24 protein-coding genes are annotated in these 22,736 nt (G+C 67.9%); 12 read left to right on the top strand and 12 right to left on the bottom strand.

All coding sequences use genetic code 11. The features are described 5' to 3' along the window. Positions 1–128 precede the first annotated feature (128 nt). Complete coding sequence (typA, locus tag AC3ANX_RS05460; protein WP_488336005.1) at positions 129–1,964, top strand: translational GTPase TypA; 1,836 nt, start codon at positions 129–131, stop codon at positions 1,962–1,964. Between the two features lie 311 nt (positions 1,965–2,275). Here the strand turns inward: typA and AC3ANX_RS05455 are convergent, their stop codons facing one another. Next, complete coding sequence (locus tag AC3ANX_RS05455) at positions 2,276–3,088, bottom strand: SDR family NAD(P)-dependent oxidoreductase (RefSeq protein WP_488336004.1); 813 nt, start codon at positions 3,086–3,088, stop codon at positions 2,276–2,278. 72 nt (positions 3,089–3,160) lie between these two features. Here AC3ANX_RS05455 and AC3ANX_RS05450 point away from each other — a divergent pair, with 72 nt between their 5' ends. Beyond that, positions 3,161–3,595, top strand: a complete 435-nt coding sequence (locus tag AC3ANX_RS05450; RefSeq protein WP_488336003.1) for a winged helix-turn-helix transcriptional regulator — start codon at positions 3,161–3,163, stop codon at positions 3,593–3,595. Positions 3,596–3,599: 4 nt separating this feature from the next. Here AC3ANX_RS05450 and mce read toward each other — a convergent pair whose 3' ends face one another. Both mce and AC3ANX_RS05440 read right to left on the bottom strand, forming a co-directional pair. Continuing rightward, positions 3,600–4,016, bottom strand: a complete 417-nt coding sequence (gene mce, locus AC3ANX_RS05445) for a methylmalonyl-CoA epimerase (protein ID WP_488336002.1) — start codon at positions 4,014–4,016, stop codon at positions 3,600–3,602. 2 nt (positions 4,017–4,018) lie between these two features. Next, entirely contained in the window at positions 4,019–4,588 is a 570-nt protein-coding gene (locus AC3ANX_RS05440; RefSeq protein ID WP_488336001.1) for a hypothetical protein, read from the bottom strand. A gap of 153 nt (positions 4,589–4,741) precedes the next feature. Between AC3ANX_RS05440 and acs the strand changes: the two genes are divergently transcribed. Continuing rightward, entirely contained in the window at positions 4,742–6,682 is a 1,941-nt protein-coding gene (acs, locus tag AC3ANX_RS05435) for an acetate--CoA ligase (RefSeq protein ID WP_488336000.1), read from the top strand. A 123-nt stretch (positions 6,683–6,805) separates the two neighbouring features. Further along, positions 6,806–8,839 (top strand): M13 family metallopeptidase, encoded by a 2,034-nt coding sequence (locus AC3ANX_RS05430; protein WP_488335999.1) that lies wholly within the window; start codon positions 6,806–6,808, stop codon positions 8,837–8,839. A 45-nt stretch (positions 8,840–8,884) separates the two neighbouring features. On the opposite strand, the gene AC3ANX_RS05425 is transcribed toward AC3ANX_RS05430, so the two are convergent. Then, the gene (locus tag AC3ANX_RS05425; RefSeq protein WP_488335998.1) at positions 8,885–9,283 is read right to left on the bottom strand and encodes a cupredoxin domain-containing protein; all 399 of its coding nucleotides are present in this window, start codon (positions 9,281–9,283) and stop codon (positions 8,885–8,887) included. Positions 9,284–9,382: 99 nt separating this feature from the next. Between AC3ANX_RS05425 and AC3ANX_RS05420 the strand changes: the two genes are divergently transcribed. Then, positions 9,383–9,760: a hypothetical protein gene (locus tag AC3ANX_RS05420; RefSeq protein ID WP_488335997.1), complete on the top strand. Its 378-nt coding sequence runs from the start codon at positions 9,383–9,385 to the stop codon at positions 9,758–9,760. A 9-nt stretch (positions 9,761–9,769) separates the two neighbouring features. Here AC3ANX_RS05420 and dprA read toward each other — a convergent pair whose 3' ends face one another. Then, a complete protein-coding gene (gene dprA / locus AC3ANX_RS05415) occupies positions 9,770–10,855 on the bottom strand; it encodes a DNA-processing protein DprA (RefSeq protein ID WP_488335996.1) in 1,086 nt (361 codons plus the stop codon). After that, positions 10,848–11,447: a glycerol-3-phosphate 1-O-acyltransferase PlsY gene (plsY, locus tag AC3ANX_RS05410; RefSeq protein WP_488335995.1), complete on the bottom strand. Its 600-nt coding sequence runs from the start codon at positions 11,445–11,447 to the stop codon at positions 10,848–10,850. Before plsY ends, dprA begins: the two co-directional genes overlap by 8 nt. 114 nt (positions 11,448–11,561) lie before the next feature. Between plsY and murI the strand changes: the two genes are divergently transcribed. Both murI and hemA read left to right on the top strand, forming a co-directional pair. Beyond that, positions 11,562–12,359, top strand: a complete 798-nt coding sequence (gene murI / locus AC3ANX_RS05405) for a glutamate racemase (RefSeq protein ID WP_488335994.1) — start codon at positions 11,562–11,564, stop codon at positions 12,357–12,359. Positions 12,360–12,505: 146 nt separating this feature from the next. Continuing rightward, positions 12,506–13,759, top strand: coding sequence for a 5-aminolevulinate synthase (hemA, locus tag AC3ANX_RS05400; protein ID WP_488335993.1), 1,254 nt, complete (start codon positions 12,506–12,508; stop codon positions 13,757–13,759). A gap of 269 nt (positions 13,760–14,028) precedes the next feature. Here the strand turns inward: hemA and AC3ANX_RS05395 are convergent, their stop codons facing one another. The 5 genes from AC3ANX_RS05395 to AC3ANX_RS05375 all read right to left on the bottom strand — a co-directional run bounded on the left by AC3ANX_RS05395 (position 14,029) and on the right by AC3ANX_RS05375 (position 18,066). Beyond that, positions 14,029–14,577, bottom strand: a complete 549-nt coding sequence (locus AC3ANX_RS05395) for a Uma2 family endonuclease (RefSeq protein WP_488335992.1) — start codon at positions 14,575–14,577, stop codon at positions 14,029–14,031. A 32-nt stretch (positions 14,578–14,609) separates the two neighbouring features. Next, a complete protein-coding gene (locus AC3ANX_RS05390) occupies positions 14,610–15,272 on the bottom strand; it encodes a class I SAM-dependent methyltransferase (protein ID WP_488335991.1) in 663 nt (220 codons plus the stop codon). Beyond that, complete coding sequence (locus tag AC3ANX_RS05385) at positions 15,272–16,498, bottom strand: BtaA family protein (RefSeq protein WP_488335990.1); 1,227 nt, start codon at positions 16,496–16,498, stop codon at positions 15,272–15,274. The genes AC3ANX_RS05390 and AC3ANX_RS05385 overlap by 1 nt, the downstream gene beginning before the upstream one ends. 270 nt (positions 16,499–16,768) lie before the next feature. Then, on the bottom strand, positions 16,769–17,488 hold the full coding sequence (locus AC3ANX_RS05380) for an anti-sigma factor (protein WP_488335989.1): 720 nt from the start codon (positions 17,486–17,488) through the stop codon (positions 16,769–16,771). Continuing rightward, positions 17,485–18,066, bottom strand: coding sequence for a sigma-70 family RNA polymerase sigma factor (locus AC3ANX_RS05375; RefSeq protein WP_488335988.1), 582 nt, complete (start codon positions 18,064–18,066; stop codon positions 17,485–17,487). Before AC3ANX_RS05375 ends, AC3ANX_RS05380 begins: the two co-directional genes overlap by 4 nt. 96 nt (positions 18,067–18,162) lie before the next feature. On the opposite strand from AC3ANX_RS05375, the gene AC3ANX_RS05370 reads away from it, so the two are divergent. From AC3ANX_RS05370 to AC3ANX_RS05350, 5 genes are all read left to right on the top strand, one after another. Further along, a complete protein-coding gene (locus AC3ANX_RS05370) occupies positions 18,163–18,615 on the top strand; it encodes an RpiB/LacA/LacB family sugar-phosphate isomerase (protein ID WP_488336891.1) in 453 nt (150 codons plus the stop codon). Then, entirely contained in the window at positions 18,612–19,931 is a 1,320-nt protein-coding gene (gene glyA, locus AC3ANX_RS05365) for a serine hydroxymethyltransferase (RefSeq protein WP_488335987.1), read from the top strand. Before AC3ANX_RS05370 ends, glyA begins: the two co-directional genes overlap by 4 nt. A gap of 1 nt (position 19,932) precedes the next feature. Further along, positions 19,933–20,394: a transcriptional regulator NrdR gene (nrdR, locus tag AC3ANX_RS05360; protein WP_488335986.1), complete on the top strand. Its 462-nt coding sequence runs from the start codon at positions 19,933–19,935 to the stop codon at positions 20,392–20,394. A 168-nt stretch (positions 20,395–20,562) separates the two neighbouring features. Continuing rightward, positions 20,563–21,645, top strand: coding sequence for a TrmH family RNA methyltransferase (locus tag AC3ANX_RS05355; RefSeq protein ID WP_488335985.1), 1,083 nt, complete (start codon positions 20,563–20,565; stop codon positions 21,643–21,645). 83 nt (positions 21,646–21,728) lie between these two features. Beyond that, the gene (locus tag AC3ANX_RS05350) at positions 21,729–21,977 is read left to right on the top strand and encodes a hypothetical protein (RefSeq protein ID WP_488335984.1); all 249 of its coding nucleotides are present in this window, start codon (positions 21,729–21,731) and stop codon (positions 21,975–21,977) included. 25 nt (positions 21,978–22,002) lie between these two features. On the opposite strand, the gene msrA is transcribed toward AC3ANX_RS05350, so the two are convergent. After that, the gene (msrA, locus tag AC3ANX_RS05345) at positions 22,003–22,662 is read right to left on the bottom strand and encodes a peptide-methionine (S)-S-oxide reductase MsrA (protein ID WP_488335983.1); all 660 of its coding nucleotides are present in this window, start codon (positions 22,660–22,662) and stop codon (positions 22,003–22,005) included. Between the last annotated feature and the right edge of the window lie 74 nt (positions 22,663–22,736).

Raw genomic sequence — 22,736 nt, 5'->3', positions numbered from 1 at the left:
CCCGAAAGGGGGCGGCGGTTCTGTTTTCGGGGCGGGTCGCGGCGATTGTGACACCCCTCTTTCCGTCAGGCGCCATTTACGCTAGGGCGCGCGCAACTTTCCTTTTCCAGCAAGCATCGGGCATTTTCATGAGCCTTCGCAATATTGCGATCATCGCGCACGTCGATCACGGCAAGACCACCCTCGTCGACCAGCTGTTCCGTCAGTCCGGCACGTTCCGTGAGAACCAGCGCGTCGAGGAGCGCGCGATGGATTCGAACGATCTCGAGAAGGAGCGCGGGATCACCATTCTCGCCAAGCCGACCTCGATCGAGTGGATCGACAGCGCGGGCGAAGCGACGCGCATCAACATCGTCGACACGCCCGGTCACGCCGATTTTGGCGGCGAGGTGGAGCGCATCCTGAGCATGGTCGACGGCGTCGTCCTGCTGGTCGATTCGGCCGAGGGCGCAATGCCGCAGACCAAGTTCGTGACTGGCAAGGCGCTCGCGCTCGGCCTGCGCCCGATCGTGGTGGTCAACAAGGTTGACCGCAGCGACGCGCGCATTCAGGAAGTGCTCGACGAGGTGTTCGACCTGTTCGTCAGCCTTGAGGCTACCGATGAGCAGCTCGACTTCCCGGTGCTCTACGCCTCGGGCCGCAACGGCTATGCCTCGACCGACGAGAACGTGCGCGAAGGCACGCTGACGCCGATGTTCGAGACGATCGTCCGCCACGTGCCGCCCCCCACGGTCGACGTCGACGCGCCGTTCACCTTCCTGGTGACGCTGCTCGACCGCGACAACTTCCTCGGCCGCATCCTCACCGGCCGGGTCAATTCTGGCACGGTCAAGCTCAACCAGCCGATCCACGCGCTCAACAACGACGGCGTCGTGGTCGAGACCGGGCGCGCGTCCAAGCTGATGTCGTTCCGCGGGCTCGAGCGCGTGCCGGTCGATGAAGCCAAGGCCGGCGACATCATCTCGATTGCGGGCATGACCACCGCGACCGTCGCCGACACGATCGCCGACACCTCGGTCACCGAGGCGCTGCACGCGCAGCCGATCGATCCGCCGACGCTGTCGATGCGCTTTGCGGTGAACGATTCGCCGATGGCGGGCCGCGAGGGCAGCAAGGTGACCAGCCGCATGATCCGCGACCGCCTCGCCCGCGAGGCCGAAACCAACGTCGCCATCAAGGTGACCGAGAGCGCCGATCGCGACAGCTTCGAAGTCGCCGGGCGCGGCGAGCTCCAGCTCGGCGTGCTGATCGAGACGATGCGCCGCGAGGGCTTCGAACTCGGCATCAGCCGCCCGCGCGTGCTGTTCGGCGAGGACGAGGCCGGCAAGAAGACCGAACCGTACGAAGTCGTCATCATCGACGTGGACGAGGAATATTCGGGCACGGTCGTCGAGAAGATGAACCTGCGCAAGGCCGAGATGACCGACATGCGCCCCTCGGGCGGCGGCAAGACCCGCATCACCTTCTCGGCACCGTCGCGCGGCATGATCGGCTATCACGGCGAGTTCCTGTCGGACACGCGCGGCACCGGCATCATGAACCGCCTGTTCGAACGCTACGGCCCGCACAAGGGCACGATCGAGGGCCGCAAGAACGGCGTGCTGATCTCCAACGGCGCGGGCGAGGCACAGGGCTATGCGCTCGGCCCGCTCGAGGATCGCGGCATCCTGTTCGTCGGCCACGGCGAGGCGCTGTACGAGGGCATGATCATCGGCGAGAACGCCAAGACGGATGACCTCGAGGTCAACCCGATGAAGGCCAAGCAGCTCACCAACTTCCGCGCGAGCGGCGGCAAGGACGACGCGATCCGCCTCACCCCCCCGAAGAAGATGACGCTGGAACAGGCGATCGCCTATATCGACGACGACGAGATGGTCGAAGTGACGCCGAAGAACATCCGCCTGCGCAAGCGCTTCCTCGATCCCAATGAGCGCAAGCGCCAGAGCCGCTCGAAGGCCGCCTGAGGCCGGCTGCGCATTGCCGTGGCGAAAGCCACGGCACGCGTACCGCAGCCGGCCCGGCCGGCGGCGCTACAGCGCCGACCGACGACGCGGCTTTGCCGCGTCGTTCGCGCACTAATTACCGTAAGCTTTTATACAGCCCTCAACTTAGTATTCCTGCCGACTTCAAAAGACGCCCTACCCGTCAACCTGAACAAAAGCGCGTCAAGTTCACTGGTCGGCACGTGAAGTGACGCGCCTGCGCCTGTCCCCGCCGCGCCGAAGCGGCGCAAGCGGACGCGCGCGGCCTGAGGTGCCGCGCGCGTCCGGTCCCGTCAGGCGTGTACGGGCACGCGGTAACGCGCGGCGGGTGTGCTGCGGCTCATCACGGGGGCGAGCGACAGGCGGGCGGACTGCATCGCCTCCCACTGTGGCAGATGTTCGTCGGCGAGCGGCGGGATCGTCACCGTCTCGCGCAAGTCGAAGCCGGCAAGCGCGGTGTCGACCAAATCGTCGACCGACATCACCATCTCCGCCGGGAAGGCGTCGACATCCTTGCCCGAGCGCGCCCAGATTTCAGTGCGGGTCGCGCCAGGGAGAACCGCCTGCACGTAGAGGCCTTTTTCGCCATATCGCGCGGCGAGGCTCTGGCTGAGGTTGAGCAGATAGGCCTTGGTGCCCGAATAGATGCCGTCGAACGCCTCGGGCATCACCGCCAGCACCGAGGCGATGTTGATGATGCTGCCGGCACCGCGCGCGACGAACGCCTTGCCGGCCGCGCCCGCGAGGAGGGTCGGCGCGGTGATGTTGAGCGCGATCAGCCGCGCGACGTCGGCAGTGGGTGCGGTGATGAGGTCGCCCTCGATCGACATGCCGGCGTTGTTGACGAGCAGGGTGACGCCTGCATCCTCGCCGAGCCGGGCGGCGACCGTGGCAAGATCGGTGGCGTCTGTGAGATCGGCGCGCAGCACGGTGACGGTGCGCCCGGTCTCGTCGCGCAGTCGGGCGGCGAGCGTCTCCATGCGTGCGGCGTCGCGCGCCACCAGGATCAGATCGTAGCCGCGCCGGGCGAGCCGGTCGGCATAGACCGCGCCGATACCGGTCGAGGCGCCGGTGACGAGGGCGGTCTGGTTGAGGGCGTCAGTCATGCGAAATCTCCATCGCGCCCGGCACCTGTCGAGCGACTTGCATTTTAATAGTGACCTGACTATTGTTCCGCAATGGACTTGGATGAACTTTCCTGCGGGCCGTGCCCGGTCGGACGCGGCCTCGCCCGGGTCGGCGATGCGTGGAGCATGCTGATCCTGCGCAATGCGGGCCTCGGCCACACGCGCTTCGACCAGTTTCAGAAGAACCTCGGCATCGCCCCCAACATCCTGACGCGGCGGCTGGCGGCGCTGACGCAGGCGGGGCTGCTCGAACGGCGGCGTTACAGCGAGCGGCCGCCGCGCGACGAATATGTGCTGACCGCGGCGGGGCGCGATTACATTCCGGTGCTGCTCGCGCTGGGCGGCTGGGCGGCCAAGCATTTCGGCGAGGGCGCGATGAGCCACCCGGTCGAACGGGCGAGCGGGCGCGAGATCGTGCCGGTGGTGGTCGACGCGGCGACCGGCGCCCCGCTCGCCGAGCTCGACATCACGCTTGCCCTGCCGTGAGCGGTCAGTGGCCGATGGGGGTTTCCATGATCTCGGTCAGCACGCCGCCCATGTCGCGCGGGTGGACGAAGAATACGGGCGTGCCGTGCGCGCCGATGCGCGGTTCGCCGAGCACGCGCGCGCCCTTCGCCTCGAACCACGCCTTGGCGGCATGGATGTCGGGCACTTCGTAGCAGACGTGATGCTGCCCGCCCGCCGGGTTCTTGGCGAGGAAACCGTCGATCGGTGAGCCTTCGCCGAACGGTTCGATCAGTTCGATCTGCGTGTTGGCGGTGTCGACGAAGCACACCTTCACCCCTTGCGCGGGCAGGTCGAACGGTTCGCCGATGTGCTCCGCGCCGAGCACGTCGCGGTAGAGCGCGATCGACGCTTCGATCGAGGGCGTCGCCACGCCGATATGGTTCAGGCGGCCGAGGTGCATGGTCAATTCTCCGTATCGTCGGATTTGGGTGCGGGCGGCGGCGGGGGTGGTGCCGGCATCTGGCCGAAGACCTGCCCGCACGCCTCGACCGTCTGGCGGATTGGCGCCTCGGTCGGCGGGCCGGCGAACACCGCGTCGATCGGCACGTCGTCGGTGCCGATCACGCGGACCTTGATGGTGTGCGCGTGCGCGATCGTCACCGTCAGCGTCGTGACGACGCCTTCCTGCGCGGTGAAGGCGCCCCCGCCGGGGAATTCCCAGTTCGCGCCGAGCGCGGAGCCGCCGTCCGCCTGGAGCGTCACCGGACGCGGGGTCGCCTTGGCGAAACCGGGCGAGGGGATGAACTGCACCGACACCGCGTTCGCGCCGGGCGCGCTGCGATCGCAGCGCACCACCAGCCGCGCCTTGCCGTCCGCGCTGCGCGTCGACACCGAGGTCGAGCCGAGATGCGTCGCGGGGTCGATCCGCGCGACCGTCGTCCAGCCCGCCGCCGATACGGTGGTCGGCGCGAGCGTCGGCGCGGGTTTCGCCGGCGGCTGCGCCGCGGCCTGGAGCAGCACCATCAGGATCATCTTTTCCCCTTTCCTTGCGCGCACGTCTCGCCCGTCCGCTTGGCAAAAGCGCGGGCGCGACACAAGGGCTGCGCAAATAGCCGCGATTTGCGTGCGCCGCCACCTTGCCACGCATGCGCGACTGCGGGCAAAGAGCCGCCGCAGGAGACCGGCATGTCAGAACAGACCCTCTACCCCGTTCCCGCAGACTGGGCGAAGCGCGCACGCGTCGACGCGGCCGGCTACGAAAAGCTCTATGGGCGCTCGCTGGCCGATCCGGGCAGTTTCTGGCTCGAACAGGCGCGCCGGCTCGACTGGATCAAGCGGCCCGAGATCGCCGGCGACTGGTCGTTCGACGAGAAGGACTTCCACATCCAGTGGTTCGCCGACGGCAAGTTGAACGTCTCGGCGAATTGCATCGACCGGCATCTGGCGAAGCGCGGCGACCAGATCGCACTGATCTGGGAGCCAGACGATCCCAAGGCTGAGCCGCGCCGCTTCACCTATGCCGAGCTGCATGCCGAAGTGTGCCGCTTCGCCAACGTCCTGAAGGCGCAGGGCGTGAAGAAGGGCGACCGCGTGACGGTCTATCTGCCGATGATTCCCGAGGCGGCGTTCGCGCTGCTGGCGTGCGCGCGGATCGGCGCGATCCATTCGGTGGTTTTCGGCGGCTTCTCGCCCGAAGCGTTGGCCGGGCGCATCACCGATTGCGACAGCCGCATCGTCGTCACCGCCGACGAGGGCCGGCGCGGCGGCAAGACCGTGCCGCTGAAAGCCAATGTCGACGCCTGCGCAGCCCACGCCCCCGCGCTGCAAACCGTGATCGTGGTGCGCGCGACCGGCGGTTCGGTGACGATGCAGGAGGGCCGCGACCTCTGGTATCACGAGGCCGCCGCGAACGTCCCCGCCGCCTGCCCGGCAGAGCCGATGGGCGCGGAAGACCCGCTGTTCCTGCTCTACACCTCGGGCTCGACCGGCAAGCCCAAGGGCGTGCTGCATTCGTCGGGCGGCTATCTGCTGTGGGCGAGCCTCACCCACGAACTGGCGTTCGATTATTGCGCGGGTGACGTGTGGTGGTGCGCCGCCGATATCGGCTGGGTGACCGGGCACAGCTATGTGCTGTACGGTCCGCTCGCCAACGGCGCGACGACGTTGATGTACGAGGGCCTGCCCAACTGGCCCGACGCGAGCCGGATCTGGCGGGTGTGCGACCGGCATCAGGTGCAGGCGATCTACACCGCGCCGACCGCGCTGCGCGCGCTGATGAAGGAGGGCGACGACTACGTCACGCGCACCAGCCGCAAATCGCTCAAACTGCTCGGCACGGTCGGCGAGCCGATCAACCCCGAGGCGTGGCGCTGGTATCACGATGTCGTCGGCGAGGGTCGCTGCCCGATCATCGACACATGGTGGCAGACCGAGACCGGCGGGCACATGATCGCCCCCCTGCCCGGCGCAACCGCGCTCAAGCCCGGCTCCGCCACCACCCCGATGCCCGGCGTCGACCCGCAGATCGTCGATGCGGAGGGACAGGTGCTGACCGGCCCGGCGGAGGGCAATCTCGTCATCGCGCGGAGCTGGCCCGGGCAGATGCGCACGCTGTGGGGCGATCACGCGCGCTTCTTCCAGACCTATTTCACCACCTATCGCGGCAAATACACCACCGGCGACGGCGCGCGGCGCGACGAGGACGGCTATTACTGGATCACCGGCCGTGTCGATGACGTCATCAACGTCTCGGGCCATCGCATGGGCACCGCCGAGGTGGAAAGCGCGCTGGTGCTCCACCCGCAGGTCGCCGAGGCGGCGGTGGTCGGCATGCCGCACGAGATCAAGGGACAGGGCATTTACGCCTATGTGACGCTCAACGCCGGCGAAACGCCATCGGACGCATTGCGCAGCGATCTGGTCAAATGGGTCCGCGCCGAGATCGGCCCGATCGCCACCCCCGACAAGGTGCAGTTCGCGCCGGGCCTGCCCAAGACGCGCAGCGGCAAGATCATGCGCCGCATCCTGCGCAAGATCGCCGAGGGCGACGTTTCCGCGCTCGGCGACACCAGCACCCTCGCCGATCCGGCGGTGGTAGACGATCTGGTGGCGAACCGGGTGGCGTGAGGCGGCCCTAGCGGAAGGGAAGCCGCACCCTTCCCTCGCCGATGATCGCGTCCTCCGCCGGACTTGCGATGCCTTCGCGGCACCGCTACGCTCCGGTAATACACCAGTATTTTGGGGGACTTCATGCGCTTATCCACTCTGCTCCGCACCTCGGCGGCGCTTGCGCTGGCGGCCGCCGTGCCGACCATCGCCGCACCCGTCGCCAAGACCGTCTATGGGGATTTCGGTGTCGATCTTGCCGCACGCGACCCCGCCGTGAAGCCGGGCGATGATTTCTGGGCCTATGCCAACGGCGGCTGGGACAAAGCGACGGAGATCCCCGCCGACAAGGCGTCGACCGGCCCGTTCGTGCTGCTGCGCGATGCGTCGGAGGCGAACGTGCGCACCATCCTCGACGACATGGCCGCCAACCCGACCAAATATGGCGCCACCGGCCAGCAGGTCGGCGATTTCTACGCGAGCTGGATGGACACCGCCGGCATCGAGGCCAAGGGCACCGCGCCGCTCAAGCCCTATCTTGCGAAGATCGCGGCCGCCAAGGACCCTGCCGCACTCCAGACATTGTTCGCCAGCAACGGCTATGCGACCCCGGTCGAGATCGACGTCATGCCCGGCCTCGCCGATCCGACGCATTACACCGCTGCGGTCGGTCAGGGCGGGCTCGGCATGCCGCGCGACAATTACCTGCTGCCGGGCGAGAAATACGACGCGTTCCGCAAAGCGTATCGCGCCTATATCCAGCAGATGCTGACGCTCGGCGGCATCGCCGATGCGGGCGCCAAGGCCGATGCGATCTTCGCGCTCGAAACCGCGATGGCCAAGAGCCAGTGGTCGCCCGCCGAAAGCCGCGACATCGCCAAGCTGAACGATCCCGAGGATATCGCCGGGCTCACTGCCAAGGCGCCCGAGTTTGACTGGCGGCTGATGCTGAGCACCGCCGGGCTCGTATCCTCGCCCAAGGTGCTGATGACGCAGAACACCGCCGTCGCGGCGATGGGCAAGATTTTCGCGGCGACTCCGGTGGCGACATGGCAGGATTACCTCGCCTTCCACTTCATCAGCGATCACGCGACCGCGCTGCCCAAGGCGTTCGACGATGCGCGCTTCGCCTTCTACAGCCAGACGCTGTCGGGCGTGCCCGCGCAGCGCGAGCGCTGGCGGCGCGGCATCGCGCTGACCAATGGCGCGCTCGGCGAGGCGGTCGGCAAGCTGTATGTCGAGCGCTTCTATCCCCCCGCCGCGGAAGCACAGATGAACGAGCTGATCGAGAATCTGCGCGCCTCCTATCAGGAGCGGATCTCGAAAGCGCCGTGGATGGATGAGCCGACCCGCAAGGCGGCGCTCGCCAAGCTTGCCGCGTTCGAACCGCGCATCGGTCACCCGGCGAAGTATATCGATTATTCGAGCTTCAAGGTGGTGCGCGGCGATCTGCTCGGCAATGTGATGCGCTCCGGCGAATTCGAGCATCAGCTCGAACTCTCGCGCTTCCCCAAGCCGGTCGATCGCACGCTGTGGGAAATGACCCCGCAGACGGTGAACGCCTATTACAACCCGCTGATGAACCAGATCACCTTCCCGGCGGCGATCCTGCAACCGCCGTTCTTCGATCCCGCCGCCGATGCGGCGGTCAATTACGGCGCGATCGGCGCGGTGATCGGCCACGAGATGGGCCACGGCTTCGACGATCAGGGTGCGGGCTTCGGGCCGACGGGCAAGTTCGAGAACTGGTGGACGCCGACCGCCAAGGCGCAGTTCGAACAGCGCACCGGCGCGCTCGCCGGCCAGTATGATGCGTATGAGCCGGTGCCGGGCACGCACATCCAGGGCAAGCTGACGCTGGGCGAGAACATCGGCGATCTCGGCGGGATCGAGGCGGCCTATGGTGCGTATCAGCGCTATCAGGCCAAGCACGGCAAGGCGCCGGTGATCGACGGGCTGACCGGCGACCAGCGCTTCTTCCTCGCCTTCGCGCAGGCGTGGCGCGGCAAGACCCGGCCCGACGCGCAGCGCCAGGCGCTGCTCACCGATCCGCACAGCCCGGTCTATTTCCGCACCAACGGCGTCGTCCGCAACGTCGATGCCTGGTATGCGGCGTTCGACGTCAAGCCCGGCAGCAAGCTGTACCTGCCGCCCGCCCAGCGCGTTCACATCTGGTAAGCACGGTGGCGGCGCGGGGCACACGCCCCGCGCCGCGCCGGCCGATCAGCGAATCACGAACACGCCGCGGTAATCGTCATCCGCATCGGCGAGCGTGGTGCTGCTGAACTGATAGGTGCCGCCGCGCCGCGTGACGGGCGCGAGGAAATGCACGGTGGCCCGCTCGCCACCCTCGAGCACGATCTGCCCGTCGCGAGTCAGCCCGCGATCCTGCGGCGCGACCCGCGCTGCGGCGAAGAACGCCTTCTGCGTGAGGTTGTGGCCCTTGCCCGTCCGGTTGGTGACGCGCAGCACATAAGGCGCACCCTGCCTGAGCGCGATCCGGCGCGGCACGAACCCGGTATCGGTCATCGTGATCGCGATCGGCTGCTCCTTCGCCCGCACCGGCGCTTGCGCGACCGCGGGAGTAGCCAGCACCGCCAGCGCCAACAGCATCGTCTTCATCGTCTTGCCTTTCGAAACGGTAGGCCATGCGAATGACGCAAGCGCCTTTTCGTTCCGCCGGGCGGGTGAAACGGATCGGTTACACCTGACGGCTAGACGGTGCGGATGCGCCATGTGCTCACCGTCGTCGGCGGCCTGATCGTCGTGCTGACCTTCGTCCTGCTCGCGGCCGCGCCCGTCTATGTGCCGAGCGCCCGGCTTGCCGTTCTGGCGGAGCGCGCTGCCGGGCCGAGCCTCGGGCGCGCGTCGATCATCGAAGCGCTCGACAGCGTCCGGTCCGGCCGGCGGCGCTCGCGCGCCTTCCGCCAGTTCAACCCGGACGATCTTGTCGGCGTGAAGCGCTTCGTGTCGTTGCAGAACGATGCGGGGTTCCTCGCCAGCACCACGATCGCCTGCCCAGCGGGGGAGCGCTGCATCGTCACCGCCACGGCGATGGTGCCAGCCCCGACCCGGCTCGCAAACGGGGGCGCGGACTAGCCGCCGCCGCTATGCGACCAGACTCGCCCGCCCGCCGGCATGCCGCTCCAGCCGCGCGGCGAGTTCCAGCTCCAGCAGCACAGTCTGCACCACCATCGGTGCCGCGCCCGACTGGCGGATCAGTTCGTCGACCGCGACCGGCACCGGGACGAGCAGGTCGGTGATCGCGCGCCGCTCGGCCGCGCTCGCGTCCTGTGGTGGTGGTCCCGACCAGCGCGCCACCCGCGAGCGCACGCCGCGCGCGTCGATCGGGCGGATCGCTTCGAGTACGTCGGCGGCGGACTGGATCAGCGTCGCGCCCTCACGGATCAGCCCGTTGCAGCCTTGCGCGCGCGGGTCGAGCGGGCTGCCCGGCACCGCCATCACCTCGCGTCCGCCCTCGCCCGCCAGCCGCGCGGTGATGAGCGAGCCCGAGCGCGGCGCCGCCTCCACCACCAATGTCCCCGCCGATGCGCCGGCGATGATGCGGTTGCGATAGGGGAAGTGGCGCGCGCGCGGCTCGGTGCCGGGGGGTTGCTCGGCGATCAGCAGGCCCTCGTTGGCGATCCGTTCCTGCAAGCCGGCATTTTCGGGCGGATAGACCACGTCGATGCCGCCCGCGATCACGCCGACCGTCCCGCCCTCAAGTCCGCCGATATGCGCGGCGGTGTCGACCCCGCGCGCGAGGCCGGACACCACCGTCACGCGCGCGTCGCCCAGTTCGGCGGCGATCTGGCGCGCGAAGCGGCAGGCCGCGGCCGAGGCGTTGCGCGCGCCGACCATCGCCACACAGGCCCTCGCCAGCAACGCGACGTCGCCGCGCACCATCACCACCGGCGGTGCGTCGTCCAGTTCGGCGAGCAGCTCGGGGTAATCGTCGTCCTCGATGAACAGATGCCGCGCGCCGAGTTTCCGCGCCGCCGCCAGTTCGCGTTCGGCGACCGACACGGCCGCCACCACCGGCGAACGCCCGCCGCCACGCGCGGCAAGCCCGGGCAGCGCCTCGATCGCCGCTGCCGCATCGCCGAAGCGCGCGACCAGTTGCCGGTAGGTGACAGGGCCGATCTGCGCGGTGCGGATCAGGCGGAGGCGCGCGACCGCCGCTGCGTCAGCCACGCGATTTGCCGACACGCGGCTCGCTGCCGTCGAGCAGCCGCTCGATATTGGCGCGGTGCTTCCACAACACGAGCAGCGCGCAGGCGATCAGCAGCGGCACATCGTCGAAGCGGTCGAACAAGGCGGCGGCGACCGGCGCGCTCACCGCCGCGGTCATCCCCGCAACCGACGAGATCCGCACGACGCTGAGCAGCCCGAGCCACACCACCGCATAGACCAGCCCGATCGGCCAGTGCAGCGCGAGCGCGATGCCGAGCAAGGTCGCCACGCCCTTGCCGCCGCGAAAGCGCAGCCACACCGGGTAGAGATGCCCGAGGAACGCCGCGCCGCCCGCGATCACGCCGGTGCCGGGCGCGACCGCCTCGGCCAGCAGGACCGCCGCGACACCCTTTAACGCATCGAGGATCAACGTCGCCGCCGCCAGCCCCTTGCGCCCGGTGCGCAGCACGTTGGTCGCGCCGATATTGCCCGAACCGATCGCGCGCAGATCGCCCGCGCCGAACGCGCGCGTCAGGATCAGCCCGAACGGGATCGAGCCGAGCAGATAGCCGAGCACGAGCACGGCCAAACTCATCCAATTTTGCGTCGGCATGATGATCGTTGCGCCCCCAGACGCGACCCTTCTAACGCCCTGCGACCGGGGACGCCATTGCTCTTCATCAACCGGCGCGATTGTCAAACCGGCGCGCGCGCGTATGTGCGGGCCATGGTGGACATGCGGCCGATCCTGTTCTTCGATTCGGGCGTCGGCGGGCTGTCGGTGCTGGGCGCGACGCGCGCGCTGCTGCCGGGCGCACCGTTCGTCTATGCCGCCGATTCGGGCGGCTTTCCCTATGGCACCAAGACCGAGGCGGAGATCGCCGCGCGCGTGCCCGCGCTGCTCGGCCGGCTGGCGGAGCGCTATCGCCCGCGCCTCATCGTGATCGCGTGCAACACCGCCTCGACCATCGCGCTCGGCGCGGTGCGCAGCGCGCTCGATCTGCCGGTGGTCGGGACGGTGCCCGCAATCAAACCCGCCGCCGAGGCGAGCCGCACCCGCGCGATCGGCGTGCTCGGCACCGATGCGACCGTGCGCCAGCCGTATGTCGACGATCTCGCGCGGCGCTTCGCGGGCGATTGCCTGGTGCTGCGCCACGGCTCGGCCGAGCTGGTGCAGCTTGCCGAGGATGCGCTGCGTGGCCGCGCCGCCGCGCCGGAACGCTATCGCGCGATTCTGGGCGGATTGCTCGACCAGCCCGGCGGCGAGCGGATCGACGTGATCGTCAACGCCTGCACCCACTTCCCGCTGGTGGTGGACGCTCTCGCCGCCGCCGCGCCGCGCCCGATCGCGTTCGTGGATGGATCAGCGGGGATCGCGCGGCGCGTCGCCTATCTGACGCAAGGACAGGACTGGCCCGACACGCCCGGCGCGGGCCGCGCGGTGTTCACCGGCGCGGGCGCTGACGATGCGGCGCTGCGCCCGGCGCTGGCCCGGTTCGGGCTGGCCGAAACCGAGTCGCTTTGAAGCGGCTTGCACCTGGCGGGCGAGGCTGCGACAAAGTGTCCAACAGCAAAGGCCGGCGCGATCGGTCTAGAGGGCAGCGTCTTCGTGCGCGCGCGACATGCGCGGATGCACGTAATGCGCTGGAAAGCGGGAGGGATTGCGACTAGATGCCGACCATCATGGAATCGCATGCACCGGCGCGCGGGGTCGATTACTCGCGGATCTTCACCCAGGCGATCGACCGGCTGCATGCCGAGGGTCGCTATCGGGTCTTTATCGACATCCTGCGCAATAAGGGTGCCTACCCCAACGCGCGCTGCTTCGCCGGGCATAACGGCCCCAAGCCGATCACCGTATGGTGTTCGAACGACTATCTCGCGATGGGGCAGCATCCCAAGGTGATCGCGGCGATGGAGGAGGCGCTGCACGACGTCGGCGCCGGCTCGGGCGGCACGCGCAACATCGGCGGCAACACGCATTACCATGTCGATCTCGAGGCTGAACTTGCCGATCTGCACGGCAAGGAAGGCGCTTTGCTGTTCACCAGCGGCTATGTCTCGAACGAGGCGACGCTGGCGACGCTGGCGAAGATCCTGCCGGGTTGCGTGATCTTCTCCGACGAGTTGAACCACGCCTCGATGATCGCTGGCATCCGCAACGCGGGTTGCGAGAAGTTCGTGTTCCGCCACAACGATCTCGCGCATCTCGAGGAACTGCTCGCCGCAGTCGATCCCGCCACGCCCAAGCTGATCGCGTTCGAGAGCGTCTATTCGATGGAAGGTGACGTCGCACCGATCGCGGCGATCTGCGACCTTGCCGACAAATACAATGCGCTGACCTATCTCGACGAGGTCCACGCGGTCGGCATGTACGGCGCGCGCGGTGGCGGCATTTCCGAACGCGACGGCGTGGCCGACCGGCTGACCATCATCGAGGGTACGCTCGGCAAGGCGTTCGGGGTGATGGGCGGCTATATCGCCGCCGATCAGATGATCGTCGACGTGATCCGCTCCTATGCGCCGGGCTTCATCTTCACCACCTCGCTGTCGCCGGTGCTGGTCGCGGGCGTATTGGCGAGCGTGCGCCACCTCAAGGCATCGAGCGTCGAGCGCGAGGCGCAGCAGGCGGCGGCGGCGACGCTCAAGGCGATGCTGAGCAAGGCCGGGCTGCCGGTGATGATCGGCGAGACCCATATCGTGCCGGTGATGGTCGGCGATCCGGTGAAAGCCAAGAAGATCAGCGACATCCTGCTCGCCGAATATGGCGTGTACGTGCAGCCGATCAATTACCCCACCGTACCGCGCGGCACCGAGCGGCTGCGCTTCACCCCCGGCCCCGCGCACGACGAAGCGATGATGCGCGACCTGACGCAGGCGCTGTCGGAAATCTGGAGCCGGCTGGAGTTGCGCAAGGCCGCCTGAGCCGCTGTCGGAACCGAGTCTGCCTCCGCCCGTTATATCGTGACGAACCTGCAACGAAGGGCATCACGATGGGAAAAGGCTGTATTCTCTGGCTGTTGGGCGTGCCGATCCCGGTGATCCTGGTGCTGTACCTGCTGTTCCATCATTGATGGTGTGCGGGCGATGTTCGGCATCCGCGAGCGGCGTGGCGAGGTCGGGAGCGGTGTCGTGAGGCACCGGCTTCGGCTTCGCTGAGTCCCAGCGAATAGCCGAGTTGAGCGCCGGCGAGATCAGTCGATGACGATCGTCCGTTCGGTGCCCGGCACCGCCAGCGGGGTGCCGAAACGGACGGTGCTGATCGACGCGTAATCGCCATCGAGCGGCTCGGCGAAAACGTGAACGACCAAACGGCCGCTGTCGATCACCCAGTACGAGCCGATACCTGCTGTTGCGTATTTGATGCGCTTCATGCCCATGTCGCGCGCCACCGTGGTCTCCGCCACCTCCACCACCAAAGTGATATCTGTAGGCGTCAGCATTCGGTTTTCCACGACTGGCGACTGCAATACCGCCGCGTCGCACGTCAACACCGTGTCATCGTCGATGACGATACCAATCTCTACCCGCACCAGCTTGAGCGGCAGGACTGACAGAAGCCGCGCCATCACGAGCGTCTGCCGCCCACTATGCGCGTTCATCGGGGGCGTCATGCGTTCAAGCTCTCCGTCGACAAGTTCGACCTTCATGTCGGGGAAAGCGCCCGCCTCGCACATCTGCAAGAACTCCGAGGCGCTGAATCTCGCCTTGGTCGAAGCTTCGATATGCGTGAGAGAGTTCATACGTTTGCGTATACCACGCCCTAGCCGCCGCGTTAAGCCGCCCGGCTCAACCGGGCCGACCAGGCATAGCCGTTGCGCAGCGAGGCGAAGCTGGCGGTGAGGCCGCTTTCCTTGGAGATGCCGCATGCCGCACTTTTCAGGTCCGCGCGGGGCGTCACGTCGAACTTGGCGAGCCACGCGAACAGCAGCGCCTTGAACGCGCCCGGCAACCGCTCCTGCTGGCCGAAATCGACGATGTCGAGCCGTCCGCCCGGCGCGAGCTTGCCAGCACCTTCGCGCAAGGCACCCTGCCAGTCGGGGATCATCGACAGCGTATAGCTCTGGAAGATGCGGTCGAACGCGCTGACGTCGAACAGCGCCTGCGCGTCGAAGCGGGTTGCATCGCCCTGCGCGAGCGTGATGCGGTCCGACAACCCGGCCTTGACCACGCTGGCGCGCGCGGTCTCGAGCATCGCTTCGGAAATGTCGATGCCGTAGTAGCGCGCGTCGGGCCAGCGCTTCGCCGCCGCGATCAGGTTGCGCCCGGTGCCGCAGCCGATCTCCAGCACGGTGCCGCCCGCCGGCGGGGCGAGGCCGGCGATCAGCGCATCGCGGCCGAGCAAATAGTATTTGCGCGTCAGGTCGTAGAAATGGCGCTGCGTCTTGTAGATCGCATCCATGTGCCCGGCATGACCGGCGCTCGCGTTCCCGGCCATTATTTCAGCACGTAGAGGTGGACGCCGCCGTAGATCGAGGAACGATCGCGCTTGGTGTAATCGAGCGAATCCTCGGCACGATACTCCCACTGGCCGAGGATCGCGTCGGGCACGCGGCCGGGCAGGATCGTCTCGATCCCGGCGGTGCGGAACAGCACGCGCGCGCCGGGCTTGGCGGTGCGGGTGATCTCGCTCCACAGCTCGGTCAATTGCTGGTCCGTCATCCAGTCCTGCGCGTCGAGCAGGATGTAGCGATCGCGCGAGCCCGCGTCGCAGCCGCGCAGATAGTCGGTGAAGTTGGTGTGGCGCACCTCGATCCGGCTGACCCGATCGATGATCTCCTGATAATGGTCCTTCTGGAGATAGGGCGGAAGCGGCGCGTTGGGATCCTCACTATAGCCGCGATTGAACGCCTGCCACGCGAAGTAGTTGTCCTTGAGGTCGAAATCGCAGGCGAGCTTCTCGAGCCGCTCGCGTAAGACCACCGCCATCTTCTCGTCGCCGGCCAGCGCTTCGTACTGCGCGGGCGGGATGCCGAGGCCGAACAGCGACGCCGGCTGATCGGTCAGCCACTTGACGAAGCCCCTGTCGAACACCGGCGCGAATTCGCGGTCGAAGATCTCGCGCTGCTCCTCGATCGACCTGGCCTTGAGCAAAGCCTTTGGGTTGGCGCCGTTCATGCGTGCGATCAGGTGCGCCGCGCCGATGAAATTGCCGAGCAGCCCACGCTTGTACACGCCCTTGGCGAAGCCGCCGATGCGGCGCCGGCCGACCATGTCGCGGCCTTCCCAATAGCGCTTGCTCGTCTCGTCGAGATGCGGGCGGACATAGGTGCGATAGGCGAGGATGTTGGCGCGGCTGTTGGCGCGCGCGAAGAAGCGGTGGAAGGTCTGGTAATCGGGCAGGTGCCGCGCCGCCACCACCTTCAGCTTGTTGAGCGCGATGTGCGCGGTGTTGAGATCGACCGCGGTGATCGCCTTGGGGTTCGCGGTCAGATACGACATCATGTTGCAGCCGCCCGAGGCGATCGTCACGACATGGCTGTCGGGCGTGATCGCCAGCGCCTCCATGTCGACCTTCGGGTCCTCCCAGATCTGCGCATAGACCAGCCCCCGGAACGCGAAGGTGAAGGCGCGTTCGAGGATGCCCTGCTTCGACAGATGCTCATGGCGGTGAACCGCCGCACGTACGGCGCGGTTCTTGGGCGTGCGGGCTGCGATAGCCATTTCAATCTCCTGCGGCCGGACCGTTAGGCGCGCGGCGCTCAGCTACGACAAAGCGATGACGCTTCCATGACGTGTTCGCGTCCAAATGAAAAGAACCTGTCGGTGGGGTGTTCCACCGACAGGCTCCGTTACGCTTCGGCCCGGCACGGCTGACGGAGGGAGAAAGCACGCCGGGGCACACGCCTTTCACCGCCGAGGAGAAAGACTGCCGTAGATACGGCGTGGGACACGCGACGGATGCAGGCGTGCGCAAAAAGATCCGCCTAGCGCTTACACTTCCGACAGATCGCCCTTCAGCACGATCGGCCCGGTCGGCGCGCCGGTCGGCGAGCCGCCTGCGGGTTCGATCGTCACCGCAAGCGTCGCGCCGGGGCTGAGTTGCCGGCGGATCGCGACGGCAGGCGTGACGCTGGTCGCGCCGCCGGTGGCGAGCAGGCCGAGCGAGTGCGGCGTCTTGTCCGCACCGATCACCCATAGCTCCGCGCTACGACCGCTGGCGGGCGTATCGCCCTTGCTGACGCGCAGAACTCCGCGCGCAGGATCGAACACCGCCGCGATCGGGGCGCCCTTGGCGGTGGGCGCGATCGAGGCGACCAGCAGCCGCTGCGCCGCCGGTGCCTGGGTCGGCGCGGGCACAGGAAGCGGCGGCGCGGGCCGCGCGACCACGAACACCAGCAGACCGGCGGCGGCAATGCTGGTCAACCCCGCGAGCGCCGGCCAGAAACGGCCACGCGGCGCGGGCGCGACCGCGTGCGGCGCATCGAGCGAACGCTCCACGCGCGCGAACACGCCCGCAGGCGCGGCGACTTCGGGCCATATCTCGAACAACTGCGCAAGGTAGCTACGCCAGCGCTCCACCTCCTGCGCGAAGCCGGGTTCGGCAAGCACGCGGCGCAGCGCGGTCGCGCGTTCCTCCCCGTCCAGCACGCCGAGCGCGAGTTCGGCGGCGGCGACGTCAGGCAGATCATCGGGGGTGCGGATGTCGGTCATGCCTCCAGGCACTCCCGCAGCCGGGCGAGGCCGCGTCGAACCCAGCTTTTCATCGTGCCGAGCGGTACGCTCACCCGCTCGGCGAGTTCGGCATAGGTCACGCCCTGGAAGAAGGCGGTGCGGATCGAATCGCGCTGGTTGCCGTCGAGTTCCTCAAGGCACCGGTGCAGGCTGTGCGCCTGCTCGTCGGCGACCATCGCCTCGCTGGCGAGCGGGGCCGCGTCGGCGATCTCGGGCGCCTCCTCCAGCGCGGCGGTGCGGCGGGTGCCCTGCGCGCGCCGCCAATCGATCGCACGGTTGCGCGCGATGGTCGCGAGCCATGTAATCGGGCTCGCGCGCGAAGGTTCATAGGCCCCGGCCCGCTTCCACACCGTCAGATAGACATCATGCAACACGTCCGCCGCCGCCTCCCGTTCGCCGCAGATACGCAGGCAGATACCGAAAAGCTTCGCACTCGTGCGCGAATAGAGTTCGGCGAAGGCGGCGCGGTCCTCCTCGCCGGTGCGCAGCAGGATCGCGACAAGCTCCGCCCGCGCCGCGTCGCGCTGGGGAGTCGGGCCGGCTGATGTGTCCGTCATGTCGCCGGTGTATGGCGTGGCGACGGGTGTGGCAATCGCCCGCCGCTTTGCGTAAGAGCCGCGCGTCTGACATCGCACATGGGACTCGCCGCCGCCTTGCGCATCGCCTTCGCATCCGATCACGCCGCCGTCGACCTCAAGGCCGCGCTCGTCGCCTGGGCGCGGGACGCCGGGCACGCCGTAACCGATCTCGGGCCCGAAACGGCAGCGCGAGTCGATTATCCCGATTACGGTTATGCCCTCGCGCAGCACATCGCCGCCGGGGCGGCCGATTTCGGCGTCGCCCTGTGCGGCTCGGGCATCGGCATCTCGATTGCGGTCAACCGCAATCCCGCCTGTCGCTGCGCGCTGGTGTCCGATCCGTTCGCCGCGCGGCTTGCGCGCGAGCATAACGACGCCAACGTCATCGCGATGGGCGCGCGGCTGACCGGGCCCGACATGGCGCAGGCGTGCCTCGAAAGCTTCCTTGCCGCCGGGTTCGCCGGTGGCCGTCATCAACCCCGCGTCGACAAGCTCGGCGCCCCCGCTCTCGAAAGGGAAAGCGCATGAGCACCCAGATCCACGACCCCCGGCTCGACGCCGTACAGCCGGACGGCTTCTTCACGCAGAGCCTCGCCGATGCCGACCCCGCGGTGTTCGCGGGCGTGCGCCACGAACTGAAGCGCGAGCAGGACCAGATCGAGCTGATCGCGAGCGAGAACATCGTCTCGCGCGCGGTGCTGGAGGCGCAAGGGTCGGTGTTCACCAACAAGTACGCCGAAGGCTATCCCGGCAAGCGTTACTATCAGGGCTGCCATCCGTCCGACGAGGTCGAGCAGTTGGCCATCGACCGCGCCAAGCAGTTGTTCGATTGCGGCTTCGTCAACGTCCAGCCGCATTCGGGCGCGCAGGCCAACGGCGCGGTGATGCTCGCGCTCGTCAAGCCCGGCGAGACGGTGATGGGCCTGAGCCTCGACGCGGGCGGCCACCTGACGCACGGCGCGCGCGCCGCGATGTCGGGCAAGTGGTTCAACGCGGTGCAATATGGCGTCGATCCGGTCACGCACCTGATCGACTATGACAACGTCGCCGAGATCGCGCGCGCCAACAGCCCGAAGATCATCATCGCGGGCGGCTCGGCCTATCCGCGCGAGATCGACTTCGCCCGCTTCCGCGCGATCGCCGATGAGGTGGGCGCGTATTTCATGGTCGACATGGCGCATTTCGCCGGGCTCGTCGCCGCCGGGCTGCACCCCTCGCCGCTGCCGCACGCGCATGTCGTGACGACCACCACGCACAAGACGCTGCGTGGACCGCGCGGCGGCATGATCCTGACCAACGACGAGGCCATCGCCAAGAAGATCAACTCGGCGGTGTTCCCGGGGCTTCAGGGCGGGCCGCTGATGCACGTCATCGCCGCCAAGGCGGTCGCGTTCGGCGAGGCGCTGCGCCCCGACTTCAAGACCTATGCCGCCGCCGTGATCGAGAACGCCAAGGTGCTGGCCGCGACGCTCAAGGAACGCGGCGCGGAGGTCGTCTCGGGCGGCACCGACACGCACCTCGCGCTGATCGACCTCACCCCTCTGGGCGTGACCGGCAAGGACGCCGACGAGGCGCTGGAGCGCGCAGGGATCACCTGCAACAAGAACGGCATCCCCAACGATCCGCTGCCGCCGACCAAGACCAGCGGCATCCGCGTCGGCTCGCCCGCCGGCACCACGCGCGGCTTCGGGCCGGCCGAGTTCCGCGAGATCGGCAACATGGTCGCCGACGTGCTCGACGGCCTGCGCAAGAACGGCGAACAGGGCGACGCGCAGGTCGAGGCCAACGTCCGCGAGCGGGTCGCGGCGTTGTGCGCACGCTTCCCGATCTACCCGGGGATGTGATTTGCGCTGTCCTTTCTGCGGACATGAAGACAGTCAGGTAAAGGACAGCCGCCCCACCGACGACGGGGCGGCGATCCGCAGGCGGCGCCAGTGCGAGGGCTGCGCGGCGCGCTTCACCACGTTCGAGCGTATCCAGCTTCGCGAGCTGGTTGTGCTGAAAAGCGAGGACCGGCGCGAACCGTTCGACCGGGAGAAATTGCTCCGTTCGCTGCTGATCGCCGCGCGCAAACGCCCGATCGAGCCGGTGCGGCTGGAGAAGCTCGTCTCGAGCATCCAGCGCCAGCTCGAGACGCAGGGCGAGACCGAAATCCACTCGCAACGCATCGGCGAGATGGTGATGGAAGGGCTGAAGGGGATGGACTCGGTCGCCTACATCCGCTTCGCCAGCGTGTATAAGGACTTCCGCGAGGCCAAGGACTTCGAGGAGTTCGCCGGGAATGTGAGCGCGGTGGCGAAGGGGTGAGCGCACCGTCCTGAGCGGGGTTGCCTGGATACGCGGTCTCGATACGGCTTCGCCTACTCGATCGCTACTCGGCACGAACGGTTTAGAGGAAGTGATCGCCCCATTCCGTTCGTCCCGAGTAGCTATCGAGCTTGTCGAGATAGCGTATCGAGGGATAGAGCCTGAGCGATGAACTTCTGGATCTACATCCTCCGCTGCGCCGATGGCAGCTATTACACCGGCCATACCGACGATCTGGAGACGCGGATCGGCCAGCACCAATCCGGACAGATCGAGGGCTATACGCGCTCGCGCCTGCCCGTCGAACTGATGTGGTCGCAGGATTTCCCCTCGCGGGTTGAGGCGCTGGAGGCGGAACAGCAGGTCAAGGACTGGTCGCGCAAGAAGAAGGAGGCGCTGTTCCGGTCCGACTGGGCCGCGGTATCCGCCGCGGCGAAGAAGCCGGCGCGGGAGATTGTCCCTCGATACGATGTCTCGACAGGCTCGACATCTACTCGGGACGAACGGAGTCATACCCCGCCCCCCGTCATCGTGCTCGTCCGCCCGCAGCTTGGCGAGAACATCGGCAAGGCCGCGCGCGCGATGCTCAACTTCGGGCTCGTCGAGATGCGGCTGGTCGCGCCGCGTGACGGCTGGCCCAACCCCGCCGCCGGGCCGGCCGCCTCAGGCGCGGACAGCGTGCTCGAACGCGCGCAGGTGTACGAGACGCTGGCGGAAGCGATCGCCGATTGCCCCAACGTCTATGCCACCACGGTGCGCAAGCGCGGCGTCACCAAGCCGGTCGTCACGCCCGAAGTCGCCGCACGCGCGATCCACACCGGCCCAGGGCGCACCGCGATCCTGTTCGGGCCGGAGCGGTCGGGGCTGGAAACCGACGACGTCGCGGTCGCGCGCGAGATCATCACCGTGCCGATCAATCCCGAGTTCGGTTCGCTAAACCTTGCGCAGGCGGTGATCCTGGTCGCCTACGAATGGTCCAAGGGGATCGCGCTTGCGCAGCCGCCCGAGGTCGATCTGCCCGAGCCCGCGCCCCAGGAAGAACTCGACGGAATGATCGCGCAGCTCGACGGCATGCTGGAGGACGCCAACTTCTTCTTCCCGCCCGATCGCACGCCCGCGACGCGCCGCACCTTGCGCACATTGCTCACCAAGCCGGGCTGGTCGAGCCAGGAAGTGCGCACGTTGCGCGGCGTACTCTCCGCGCTAGCGGGGGCGAAGCGCAAGAAGTCGCCGCGCGACAGCGAAGCATAAGGCGACTTGCGACGGTAAAGCCGTCGCGATAGTCAGGGCGGGAAGCGGCACGCCGCTCACCCCCGTACGATCGGAGCCATCGCATGCGCCTGCCGTCTCTTGTCATCGCCGCAACCCTGCCCGCGCTGATCTTCGCCGCACCTGCCGACGCCAAGGACAAGAAGCCGCAAGACCCCAACAAGAAGGTCTGCCGCAGCGAGGTCCCGACCGGCTCGATGTTCGGCAAGAACGTCTGCCACACCCGCGCCGAGTGGGACGCGATCGACGCGCAGAACGCGGCTGCCACCGACAGCGCGATGTCGGCCGCCAATCACGGCTCAAGCCACCCTTGAGGATGGCCCGAGCCAGCCGCGCCGCTCAGGCGGCGAGGCTGGGGAAGCCCGCCCGGAACGCGGCGAGCTTGGGCTTGTCCCAATGGACGATGTATGGGTGATCCGGGTTCCGGTCGAAGAAGTGCTGGTGGTAGCTTTCGGCCGGGTAGAAGCCGCCCGTCTCCAGCCTGGTCACGATCGGCGCCTTGAAGGCATGCGCCTGCGATAGTTGCGCGATATAGGCCGCCGCGACCGCACGCTGCGCCGGGCTCTGCGGGAAGATCGCCGAACGGTAGCTGGTGCCGCTGTCGGGCATCTGCCGGTTGAGCGTGGTCGGATCGTGCGCGACCGAGAAATAGACGCGCAGCAGCGTGGCATAGCTGACGCGTGCCGGATCATAGACCACGCGGATCGCCTCGGCATGGCCGGTCGTCTCGCTGCTCACCTGATCGTAGGTGGCGGTGTCGGCGCTGCCGCCGGCGTAGCCCGCCGTCACCGATTTCACGCCCTTCACATGTTCGAACACCGCCTCCATGCCCCAGAAGCAGCCGCCCGCCAGCACCGCGACCTGCGGCTTGCCGGCGTTGGGAACGTCATGCTGGGCGGCGGGAATCGGCACCGCACGCTCCGCGCTGGCGACGCCGCCCGACAGCGCGAACACCGCCGCGCCGGCAAGCCCAAGTCCGCCAAGGATCGTCTTCATCATCGCTGTCTCCACATCCGGGACGTTCGTCTCACATGGAGATACGCGCCGCGGATGCATCCGGTTACACCGGCGCG

This window comes from Sphingomonas sp. BRN-1R, assembly GCF_057748035.1.
Note: the sequence above shows the minus strand (reverse complement) of the source record. Positions and strands in the feature narration are given on the sequence as shown.

Bases quoted from the DNA above. Each gene is read 5' to 3' on its own strand.
- typA (WP_488336005.1), top strand. From the start codon at position 129: ATGAGCCTTCGCAATATTGCGATCATCGCGCACGTCGATCACGGCAAG.
- AC3ANX_RS05380 (WP_488335989.1), bottom strand. From the start codon at position 17,488: ATGACCGACATCCGCACCCCCGATGATCTGCCTGACGTCGCCGCCGCC.
- AC3ANX_RS05425 (WP_488335998.1), bottom strand. From the start codon at position 9,283: ATGAAGACGATGCTGTTGGCGCTGGCGGTGCTGGCTACTCCCGCGGTC.
- AC3ANX_RS05450 (WP_488336003.1), top strand. From the start codon at position 3,161: ATGGACTTGGATGAACTTTCCTGCGGGCCGTGCCCGGTCGGACGCGGC.
- AC3ANX_RS05385 (WP_488335990.1), bottom strand. From the start codon at position 16,498: ATGGCTATCGCAGCCCGCACGCCCAAGAACCGCGCCGTACGTGCGGCG.
- AC3ANX_RS05355 (WP_488335985.1), top strand. From the start codon at position 20,563: ATGAACTTCTGGATCTACATCCTCCGCTGCGCCGATGGCAGCTATTAC.
- AC3ANX_RS05455 (WP_488336004.1), bottom strand. From the start codon at position 3,088: ATGACTGACGCCCTCAACCAGACCGCCCTCGTCACCGGCGCCTCGACC.
- AC3ANX_RS05440 (WP_488336001.1), bottom strand. From the start codon at position 4,588: ATGATCCTGATGGTGCTGCTCCAGGCCGCGGCGCAGCCGCCGGCGAAA.
- AC3ANX_RS05390 (WP_488335991.1), bottom strand. From the start codon at position 15,272: ATGGCCGGGAACGCGAGCGCCGGTCATGCCGGGCACATGGATGCGATC.
- AC3ANX_RS05375 (WP_488335988.1), bottom strand. From the start codon at position 18,066: ATGACGGACACATCAGCCGGCCCGACTCCCCAGCGCGACGCGGCGCGG.
- AC3ANX_RS05430 (WP_488335999.1), top strand. From the start codon at position 6,806: ATGCGCTTATCCACTCTGCTCCGCACCTCGGCGGCGCTTGCGCTGGCG.
- murI (WP_488335994.1), top strand. From the start codon at position 11,562: ATGGTGGACATGCGGCCGATCCTGTTCTTCGATTCGGGCGTCGGCGGG.
- hemA (WP_488335993.1), top strand. From the start codon at position 12,506: ATGCCGACCATCATGGAATCGCATGCACCGGCGCGCGGGGTCGATTAC.
- glyA (WP_488335987.1), top strand. From the start codon at position 18,612: ATGAGCACCCAGATCCACGACCCCCGGCTCGACGCCGTACAGCCGGAC.
- acs (WP_488336000.1), top strand. From the start codon at position 4,742: ATGTCAGAACAGACCCTCTACCCCGTTCCCGCAGACTGGGCGAAGCGC.
- msrA (WP_488335983.1), bottom strand. From the start codon at position 22,662: ATGATGAAGACGATCCTTGGCGGACTTGGGCTTGCCGGCGCGGCGGTG.
- mce (WP_488336002.1), bottom strand. From the start codon at position 4,016: ATGCACCTCGGCCGCCTGAACCATATCGGCGTGGCGACGCCCTCGATC.
- plsY (WP_488335995.1), bottom strand. From the start codon at position 11,447: ATGCCGACGCAAAATTGGATGAGTTTGGCCGTGCTCGTGCTCGGCTAT.
- AC3ANX_RS05395 (WP_488335992.1), bottom strand. From the start codon at position 14,577: ATGAACTCTCTCACGCATATCGAAGCTTCGACCAAGGCGAGATTCAGC.
- AC3ANX_RS05350 (WP_488335984.1), top strand. From the start codon at position 21,729: ATGCGCCTGCCGTCTCTTGTCATCGCCGCAACCCTGCCCGCGCTGATC.